This window comes from Streptomyces sp. SID14436 (assembly GCF_010548465.1).
Taxonomy (GTDB): domain Bacteria; phylum Actinomycetota; class Actinomycetes; order Streptomycetales; family Streptomycetaceae; genus Streptomyces.
In genome coordinates this window covers 1-8,986 of the sequence record NZ_JAAGMD010000663.1, presented here as the reverse complement: position 1 = coordinate 8,986, position 8,986 = coordinate 1, and the positions used below count along the sequence as shown (strand labels likewise).

Below are 8,986 nucleotides of genomic sequence, written 5' to 3'. Positions count from 1 at the left end.
GGCGGCGGCCTGGAACTGGAGGTCTGGGCGCCCGCGCGGGGCCGGAGCGGGGGCGGCACGGTGCTGCCGGACACCGGGGACGGGTGGAAGGAGCCGGAGCCGGAGCGGTACACGACCCGGTGGGCGGGCTCCCGGGTCGTCGTCGAGCGCGAGGGGGGCGACGGTGCCGGGCCCCCGCTCCACCCGGTGCGGCTGCGCGGGGTCCGGGCGCGCTGACGCGCGGCGGGACGCCCGCCGGGGTCAGATGTAGCGGCCCTCGAACCAGGCCCGCGCGGCGAGGGTGTGGAGGGGGAAGGCGAGTTCCTCGGGGCGGCGCATCAGACGGCGGCCGTCGGTCTCGTCGGTGGCGGTGAAGGGCGGCAGGACGTCGGCGGAGCGCTCCGGGAGGAGCCCGAACAGCAGCAGGTGTCCGTCCGGGGAGCTCATGGCGTCGGCGAGCCGCACGTCGCGGCTCGCCGCGTCGATGCCGGTCTCCTCCCGGAGTTCGCGGACGACGGCCTGCCGCCAGTCCTCCCGGTCGTCGAGGAAGCCGCCGGGCAGCGCCGCTCCGCCGCGCGCGGGAGGGATGGTCCGGGTGATGACGACCAGGCCGGTGCCCTGGGTGTCGTACACGGGCTGGAGGGCCACCGCGACGGGCAGCGGGTTGCGGTAGGCCGTGGTGCCGCAGGCCGGGCAGGTGCGGGGCCAGCCGGTGACGCCCGGTCCGTAGGGCGTGCCGCAGGCCGAACAGTGGGAGCCCGGCTCAGCGTTGCCGGCGGGTGGGTGAGTTCTGGACACGCGCGGACTGTATCCGATCATCACAACGGTCCGGCCGGTGGCGTACGGCCGGGTCCCCCGCGCGGGGCGCACAACCGGTGCGGTCGGCGACCTTGACGCCCCCTGGGCGCCGGTGAACACTTCCCGTGTCAGTCGGCATCGCCGCACATCCCGGCGCATTCCAGCACGCCGCGGCGGGGGTCCCGTATGCCGGGGCCCGCTCCCCCACGGGCGGTGCGACGGCAACGCACGCCCGTCACGCGGGCCGGGCGGGGCGCGGACCGCCCTGTTCCCGGCCGGCGCCGCCATGGGAAACGCATCCTGCACGTGAGGTCCGGGGCCGAGGCGTCCCGGGCCGGGCCTAGGAGCCGCCATGAGCAATGGAGACATATTCGTCGGGGAGATCATCGGCACCGCCATCCTCATCCTGTTCGGCGCCGGGGTCGTCGCGGCGGTCGTCCTGAACTACTCGAAGGCCAAGGACGCCGGATGGGTCGTCATCGCGCTGGGCTGGGGTTTCGGTGTGATGGCGGGGGCCTACACCGCGGCGCCCCTGTCCGGCGGGCACCTCAACCCGGCGGTCACCCTCGGCATCGCCATCGACACCGGGGACTGGGACCAGGTCCACGTGTACGTGGCCGGGCAGCTGGTGGGCGCGATGCTGGGCGCCGTGCTGTGCTGGCTGGTCTACTACGCGCAGTTCCGGGCCAACGCGGAGGAGGACCTCGCCCAGCCGACGCTCGGCATCTTCTCCACGGTCCCCGCGATCCGCCATCCCGTCGCCAACCTCGTCACCGAGATCATCGCGACCGTGGGCCTGGTGCTGCCGGTCCTGGCCTTCGGACTCACCAAGGGGCTCGGCGAGTCGGGCACCTCCATCCTGCTCGTCTCGTTCCTGGTGGTCGGCATCGGCCTGTCGCTCGGCGGTCCGACCGGATACGCCATCAACCCGGCCCGCGACCTGGGCCCGCGCGTGGTGCACGCACTGCTCCCGATCCCCAACAAGGGCACCTCGGACTGGGGTTACGCGTGGGTCCCCGTCGTGGGGCCCCTCATCGGGGCGGCCCTGTCCGGGGTCGTCTTCAACGCGGCCTTCTGATCCGCAGCACGGCCCTCCGCACGAACAGCCCTCCGAACGAGCAGCCCTCTGCACGAGCAGTCTTCCGAACGAGCAGTTCTCCGAACGTACCGAACGTACCGACGAAGGGGACGCCATGACGGACACGTTCGTCGCCGCGATCGATCAGGGCACCACCTCCAGTCGTTGCATCGTCTTCGACCAGCACGGCGCGATCGTCGCCGTCGACCAGCGCGAACACCGCCAGATCTTCCCCAGGCCGGGCTGGGTGGAGCACGACGCCACCGAGATCTGGTCCAAGGTGCAGGCGGTGGTGGCCGGGGCGCTCGCGAAGGCCGGTCTGCGGGCCGACGAGCTGAGCGCGCTCGGCATCACCAACCAGCGGGAGACCACGGTCCTGTGGGACCGCGCCACGGGCAAGCCCGTGCACAACGCGATCGTGTGGCAGGACACGCGCACGGCCGCCCTCTGCCGCCAACTGGGCGGCTCCGACGGGCAGGACCGTTTCCGCGAGCAGACCGGGCTGCCGCTCGCCAGCTACTTCTCCGGGCCCAAGGCGGCCTGGCTGCTGGACAACGTCCCCGGGCTCCGGGCCCGCGCGGAGAACGGCGACATCGCGTTCGGCACCATCGACTCCTGGCTCATCTGGAACCTGACGGGCGGCCCGGACGGCGGCCGGCACGTCACGGACGTGACCAACGCGGGCCGCACCATGCTGATGAACCTGGAGACGCTCCAGTGGGATCCCTCGATCCTGTCGGCGATGAACGTGCCGGAGGCCGTCCTGCCGGAGATCAGGTCGTCCGCGGAGGTGTACGGCACCGCCGTGGGGCCGCTGGCGGGCGTGCCGGTGGCGTCGGCCCTCGGGGACCAGCAGGCGGCGGTGTTCGGGCAGGCCTGCTTCGACGTGGGCACGGCGAAGAACACCTACGGCACGGGCAGCTTCCTGCTGCTGAACACCGGTGACCGGCCGGTGCCGTCGAAGAGCGGGCTGCTGACGACGATGGGCTACCGCATCGGTGAGGAGGCGCCCGTCTACTGCCTGGAGGGGTCCATCGCCATCACGGGGGCGCTGGTGCAGTGGTTCCGCGACCAGCTCGGCATCATCCGCAGCGCCGACGAGATCGAGCCGCTGGCGGCGAGCGTGGCGGACAACGGCGGGGCGTACATCGTGCCCGCGTTCTCCGGCCTGTTCGCGCCCTACTGGCGTTCCGACGCGCGGGGCGTGGTCACCGGCCTCACCCGGTACGTCACCAAGGCCCACCTCGCGCGGGCGGTGCTGGAGGCGACGAGCTGGCAGACCCGTGAGGTCGTGGACGCGATGCACCAGGACTCCGGGGTGCGCATCACCACCCTGAAGGTCGACGGCGGCATGACGAAGAACAACCTGCTGATGCAGCATCAGGCGGACGTGCTCGGCGTGCCGGTGATCCGGCCCAGGGTGTCCGAGACGACCTGCCTGGGGGCCGCCTACGCCGCCGGGCTGGCCACGGGCGTGTGGAACGGGCTGGACGAGCTGAAGGCGCACTGGCGGAAGGACGCCGAGTGGCAGCCGTCCATGGCGGACGAGGTGCGCGAGGGCGAGTACCGCAACTGGCGCAGGGCCGTGGAGAAGAGCTTCGGCTGGGTCGAGGAGGGCGACGGGTGAACCCGCCCCGCGCGTGCTCGCCTCGGGCGTGATCCCCTCACGCGCGTGCTCCCGCCGCGTCGGCGCGGCGGGGGCGCGGCCACGTCCGTGGGGTGGTGCGGGGCCCGGGTTCAGGTGGTGACGGCCGGACGCTGCCGCGCGGCCCGCGTCATGGCGTGCCGGACCACGCCGACCAGGACCTCCTTGACCGACTCGCGGTCCCGCGCGTCGCACATCAGCAGCGGGACGTGGTCGTCGAGGTCGAGGGCCTGCCGGATGTCCTCGGGCGGGTAACGGTCGGCGCCCTCGAAGCAGTTGACCCCGACCACAAAGGGGATGGAGCGGCGCTCGAAGTAGTCGATGGCCGCGAAACAGTCCTCCAGCCGCCGCGTGTCGGCGAGCACGGTGGCGCCGAGGGCGCCCTCGGACAGTTCGTCCCACATGAACCAGAACCGCTCCTGACCGGGCGTGCCGAAGAGGTACAGCACGAGGTCCTCGCGCAGCGTGATGCGGCCGAAGTCCATGGCCACGGTGGTGGTGTTCTTCGCCTCCACCCCGCTGACGTCGTCGACCGGACGTCCCGCCTCGGTGAGCAGTTCCTCGGTGCGCAGCGGCCGGATCTCGCTCACGGCGCCGACGAGCGTGGTCTTGCCCACGCCGAAGCCGCCGGCCACGAGGATCTTGAGCGTGACGGGCTCGACCGGGGGCTTCCCGCGCTCGGAACGGCCGAAGATCATCGGTTGTCTCTCCTGCTCGACGGGGCGGACGGTGGGCCGTACCCTCCGCCGCCGGGGGTTTCGATGACGAGGACGTCTCCGGGGAGCACCTCGGCCGAGTCGCTCCCGGCAAGACGGACGACGGTACCGTCCGCCCGTTCGATCCGGTTGGCGCCGGGCGCGCCGGGCTCACCTCCGGCCATCCCGTACGGGGGGACCCGGCGGTGTTGGGACAGGGTGGAGACGGTCATGGGTTCCAGGAAGCGGATCCGGCGCACCGCGCCGTCGCCGCCGGGCCACCGTCCGGCGCCGCCGCTGCCGGTGCGCACGGCGAACTCCTCCAGGCGGACGGGCAGTCGCCACTCGAGCACCTCGGGGTCGGTCAGGCGCGAGTTGGTCATGTGGGTCTGCACGACGGAGGCGCCGGGGAAGCCGTCGCCGGCCCCCGATCCGGAGGCGACGGTCTCGTAGTACTGGTGGCGGGCGTTGCCGAAGGTGATGTTGTTCATGGTGCCGGAGCCCTCCGCCTGGACGCCGAGCGCCGCGTAGAAGGCGCCGGTGATGGCCTGGGAGGTCTCGACGTTGCCCGCGACGACGGCGGCGGGCGGTTCGGGGGCCAGCATGGACCCGGGCGGCACGACGATCGTCAGGGGCCGCAGGCACCCGTCGTTGAGGGGGATGTCGTCGGCGACGAGGGTGCGGAAGACATACAGGACGGCCGCGTTGACGACGGCGAACGGGGCGTTGAAGTTGGTGGACAGCTGGGCGGACGTGCCGGTGAAGTCGACGGTCGCGGAGCGGTGGGCGCGGTCGACACCCACGCGCACGCGGATGACCGCGCCCGAGTCGGTCTCGTAGGCGTACTCGCCGTCGTCGAGGGCGTCGATGACGCGCCGCACCGCCTCCTCGGCGTTGTCCTGGACGTGCTTCATGTACGCCTGGACGACGTCGAGGCCGTAGGTCTCGATCATGTGCCGCACCTCGTCGACGCCCTTCTGGTTGGCGGCGATCTGGGCGCGCAGGTCGGCGAGGTTGGTGGCCGGGTCGCGGGAGGGGTGGGGCGCGGAGGTCAGCAGGCGGAGCGTGTCCTCCTCCAGGAGACGGCCGTGCTCGGCGAGCAGCCAGTTGTCGAAGAGGACGCCCTCCTCCTCGATGGCGCGGCTGTCGGCGGGCATGGAGCCGGGGGCGATGCCGCCGATCTCGGCGTGGTGGCCGCGTGAGGCCACCAGGAAGAGGACCTCGGGCTCACCCTCCGTGGCGGCACCGGCGTCCGGGCGGCCGAAGACGGGGGTGATGACGGTGACGTCGGGCAGGTGGGTGCCGCCGTGGTACGGGTCGTTGACGGCGTAGGTGTCGCCGGGCCGCATGCGGGAGCCGCGCCGCCGGAGGACCTCCTTCACGCTGGTGCCCATCGAGCCGAGGTGGACGGGGATGTGGGGGGCGTTGGCCACCAGGTTGCCGTCCGGGTCGAAGAGGGCGCAGGAGAAGTCCAGGCGCTCCTTGATGTTGACGGACTGGGCGGTCGACTCGAGGCGGGCGCCCATCTGTTCGGCGATGGACATGAAGAGGTTGTTGAAGACCTCCAGCAGCACCGGGTCCGCTTCCGTGTCCAGCCGGGAACTCTGCGTGACCGTCGCCCGTTCCATGACCAGGTGCCCGCCGTCGGTCGCGGCGGCGCGCCAGCCGTCGTCGACGACGGTGGTGGAACCGGCCTCGGTGATGATCGCGGGTCCGGTGACGGTCCGGCCGGGAGGGAGTTCCCGCCGGTGGTGCAGGGGCACGTCGCGCCAGGCGCCGCCGGTGTGGAGGCGGACGGTGCGCGGGGCGCCGGCGGCTTCGGCGGGGGTGGCGAGGGTGGAGAGGTCGGGGGGTCGGGTGATGCCGGTGGCTTCCACGGAGAGGGCTTCGACGACGACCGGCCGGTCGAGCGTGAAGGAGTACGTGGCGCGGTGACGGTCCTCGAATGCCTGCCGCATGGTCTCCGGCCGGCCCAGTTCCACGGTGAGGGTGGTGTCGGTGCCGTCGTAGCGGAGCTGGGCCCGGCGGGTCACCTCGATCCGCTCGTCGGGCACGTCCTCGGCCCGCAGCTCGGCGCGGGCGGCGGCCTCCAGGTCGCCGGCCGTCTTCTCCACGCCCGGCATCGAGGCGGGTTCCAGCGGCACCTCGACGGACTGCTCCCGCATGGCGGTGGTGTCGGCGAGCCCGATGCCGAGGGCGGAGAGGACGCCCGCCATCGGCGGCACCAGGACGGTGCGGATGCCGAGCGAGTCGGCGACCATGCACGCGTGCTGGCCGCCGGCGCCGCCGAAGGTCGTCAGCGCGTAGCGGGTGACGTCGTGGCCCTTCTGCACGGAGATCCGCTTCACCGCGGCGGCGATGTTCGCCACGGCGATCTGGAGGTAGCCCTCGGCGACCTGTTCCGGTGTGCGGTCGTCGCCGGTCCGCTCCCGGATCTCGCGGGCGAGGCGGGTGAAGCGCTCCCGGACCAGGGCGGTGTCGAGGGGCTGGTCGCGGCCGGGGCCGAAGACGGTGGGGAAGTGCGCCGCCTGGATGCGGCCGAGCATCACGTTGGCGTCGGTGACCGCGAGGGGGCCGCCGCCCCGGTAGCAGGCCGGTCCCGGGTCGGCGCCCGCCGAGTCGGGTCCGACCCGGTAGCGGGAGCCGTCGAAGTGCAGTACCGAGCCGCCGCCGGCCGCCACGGTGTGGATGTCCAGCATCGGCGCGCGCAGCCGGACGCCGGCGATCAGGGTGGTGAAGACGCGTTCGTAGGCGCCGGCGAAGTGCGAGACGTCGGTGGAGGTGCCGCCCATGTCGAAGCCGATGACCCGGTCGAAACCGGCCAGCTGCGACATGCGCGCCATCCCGACGATGCCGCCGGCCGGTCCGGAGAGGATGGCGTCCTTGCCGCGGAACTGCCCGGCCTCGGTGAGCCCGCCGTTGGACTGCATGAACATCAGCCGGGCGCCTCCGAGCGCGTCGGCGACGCGGCGCACGTAGCGGCGGAGCCCGGGCGAGAGGTAGGCGTCGACGACGGCGGTGTCCCCGCGGGGGACGAGTTTCATCAGAGGGCTGACCTCGCTGGAGAGCGAGATCTGCGGGAAGCCAACGCGGGCGGCAAGCTCCCCCACGGCCTGTTCGTGGGCGGGGTGGAGGTGGCTGTGCAGACAGACCACGGCGACGGCCCGGATGCCGTCGTCGTACGCCTCCCGCAGCGGGCCGGCCAGTGCGTGGAGGTCGGGCGGGCGCAGCACGGTGCCGTCGGGGGCGATGCGTTCGTCCACCTCGACGACCCGCTCGTACAGCATGCCGGGCAGGTCGATGCGGCGGGCGAAGATGTGCGGGCGGTTCTGGTAGGCGATGCGGAGGGCGTCGCGGAAGCCACGGGTGATGACGAGCAGGGTCCGCTCGCCCTTGTGTTCGAGGAGGGCGTTGGTGGCGACGGTCGTCCCCATCCGGACGGCCTCGACCGGCTCCGGGGAGTCCCCCAGCAGCTCGCGGATGCCGGCGACGGCCGCGTCGGCGGTGGCTTCCGCGCCGGGGCGGGCGGCGGCCGGGTCGTCCGAGAGCACCTTGTGCGTGAGCAGCCTGCCGTCGGGCCGGCGCGCGACGATGTCGGTGAACGTGCCGCCCCTGTCGACCCAGAACTGCCAGCCGGTCATGTCAGTACCCCGCTCCCGCGCCGTTCACAGCGCCCGGAGGCCGTCGATCACGTCGCGCAGAATACTCTCGTCCGGCAGTTCGGCGGGCGGTACCGGACGGTTCACGTGCACGAACGCCGCGTCGACGAGATCGCCGACGAGGACCCGCACCACGCCGATCGGCAGATCCAGTTCCGCGGCGAGTTCGGCGACCGTCTGGGGCGTGTCCCGGCACCGTTCCACGATGTCCACGTGCTCCGGGGACAGCGTGGGGTCGGTCTCCGGGTCGTCGGCGTGACGCTCGGTGACGACCATCGCGATCAGGTCGAGGCGGTGCTGGGCCGCACTGGTGGTGCGGCCTCGGGTCATGGCGTAGGGGCGGACCACCGGTCCGGCCTCGTCGTCGAACCAGTGGCTGCTTCCCTGCCCGTCAGAGCTCATGTCATCCCACTACCCGCCGGAGGGCAGATCGGTGCGTGGAGCGGCCGCCAGATGCGCACCGACCCGCTTGACGAGGAGCGTCATTTCGTAGGCGACCTGCCCGACGTCGGAGTCGGCGTCGGCGAGCACGGCCAGGCAGCTGCCGTCGCCGGCGGCCGTGACGAACAGGAACGCCTCGTCGAGCTCCACGACGGTCTGGCGGACACTGCCCGCCTCGAAGTGGCGGCCCACGCCCTTGGCGAGGCTGTGGAATCCGGAGGCGACGGCGGCCAGGTGCTCGCTGTCCTCCCGGGTCAGGTCCCGGGACGCGCCGGTGGGCAGGCCGTCGCCGGACAGGACGATCGCCTTGCGGATGCTGGCGACGCGCTCCACCAGGTCGTCCAGGAGCCAGTTCAGCTGCCCCTTGTCGGTCGCGTCGTGGCCGGTCGTGTTCGGTGCGGTCATCGACCGTCCCCCTTGCTCGTTCCTCGTGGTGCCGTGTCGTCGTGGCTCTCGTCGCCCGCGGCGTTCTCCTCACGTCCGCGCTGCCAGCCGCGCTGCAGCGAGGCCATGCGGCTGCGTACTTCCTCCGCGTCCCGCTCGGCGGGCGGGCCGGTGTCCTCGGTGTCCCGTGCGGCACTGTGCTTGAGCTGCGGGGCGAGGCTGGCCTGCCGCACCCGGCGGGGCAGTGTGCCGCCGGCGGGGCCCGGCCGTGCGGGACCGTCGTCCGGCTGCGGCCGGGCCGCCGACG

General features: G+C 72.8%; 7 protein-coding genes and 2 pseudogenes. 3 read left to right on the top strand and 6 right to left on the bottom strand.

From position 1 onward, the window contains the following. Window positions 1-216: hypothetical protein (locus G3I53_RS23670; protein WP_164438741.1), on the top strand; the 216-nt coding region annotated here is incomplete at its 5' end. A 24-nt stretch (window positions 217-240) separates the two neighbouring features. Here the strand turns inward: G3I53_RS23670 and G3I53_RS23665 are convergent. Continuing rightward, on the bottom strand, window positions 241-798 hold the full coding sequence (locus tag G3I53_RS23665) for an NUDIX domain-containing protein (RefSeq protein WP_164337994.1): 558 nt from the start codon (window positions 796-798) through the stop codon (window positions 241-243). A 331-nt stretch (window positions 799-1,129) separates the two neighbouring features. Here G3I53_RS23665 and G3I53_RS23660 point away from each other — a divergent pair, with 331 nt between their 5' ends. Both G3I53_RS23660 and glpK read left to right on the top strand, forming a co-directional pair. Continuing rightward, a complete protein-coding gene (locus G3I53_RS23660; RefSeq protein ID WP_164337995.1) occupies window positions 1,130-1,855 on the top strand; it encodes an MIP/aquaporin family protein in 726 nt (241 codons plus the stop codon). A 115-nt stretch (window positions 1,856-1,970) separates the two neighbouring features. Then, window positions 1,971-3,482 carry a glycerol kinase GlpK gene (glpK, locus tag G3I53_RS23655; protein WP_164337996.1) on the top strand — a complete coding sequence of 504 codons (1,512 nt, stop codon included), beginning with the start codon at window positions 1,971-1,973 and terminating at the stop codon, window positions 3,480-3,482. A 110-nt stretch (window positions 3,483-3,592) separates the two neighbouring features. Here glpK and G3I53_RS23650 read toward each other — a convergent pair whose 3' ends face one another. The 5 genes and pseudogenes from G3I53_RS23650 to G3I53_RS23630 form a co-directional block, all read right to left on the bottom strand. Then, the gene (locus G3I53_RS23650) at window positions 3,593-4,198 is read right to left on the bottom strand and encodes an ATP/GTP-binding protein (RefSeq protein ID WP_164337997.1); all 606 of its coding nucleotides are present in this window, start codon (window positions 4,196-4,198) and stop codon (window positions 3,593-3,595) included. Next, a pseudogene (locus G3I53_RS23645) lies at window positions 4,182-7,836 on the bottom strand (hydantoinase B/oxoprolinase family protein); the annotation flags it as partial. The pseudogene G3I53_RS23645 and the gene G3I53_RS23650, both read right to left, overlap by 17 nt. A gap of 24 nt (window positions 7,837-7,860) precedes the next feature. Continuing rightward, on the bottom strand, window positions 7,861-8,256 hold the full coding sequence (locus tag G3I53_RS23640; protein WP_164337998.1) for a DUF742 domain-containing protein: 396 nt from the start codon (window positions 8,254-8,256) through the stop codon (window positions 7,861-7,863). A 9-nt stretch (window positions 8,257-8,265) separates the two neighbouring features. Then, a complete protein-coding gene (locus G3I53_RS23635; protein WP_164337999.1) occupies window positions 8,266-8,700 on the bottom strand; it encodes a roadblock/LC7 domain-containing protein in 435 nt (144 codons plus the stop codon). Beyond that, a pseudogene (locus tag G3I53_RS23630) lies at window positions 8,697-8,986 on the bottom strand (histidine kinase); the annotation flags it as partial. The gene G3I53_RS23635 and the pseudogene G3I53_RS23630, both read right to left, overlap by 4 nt.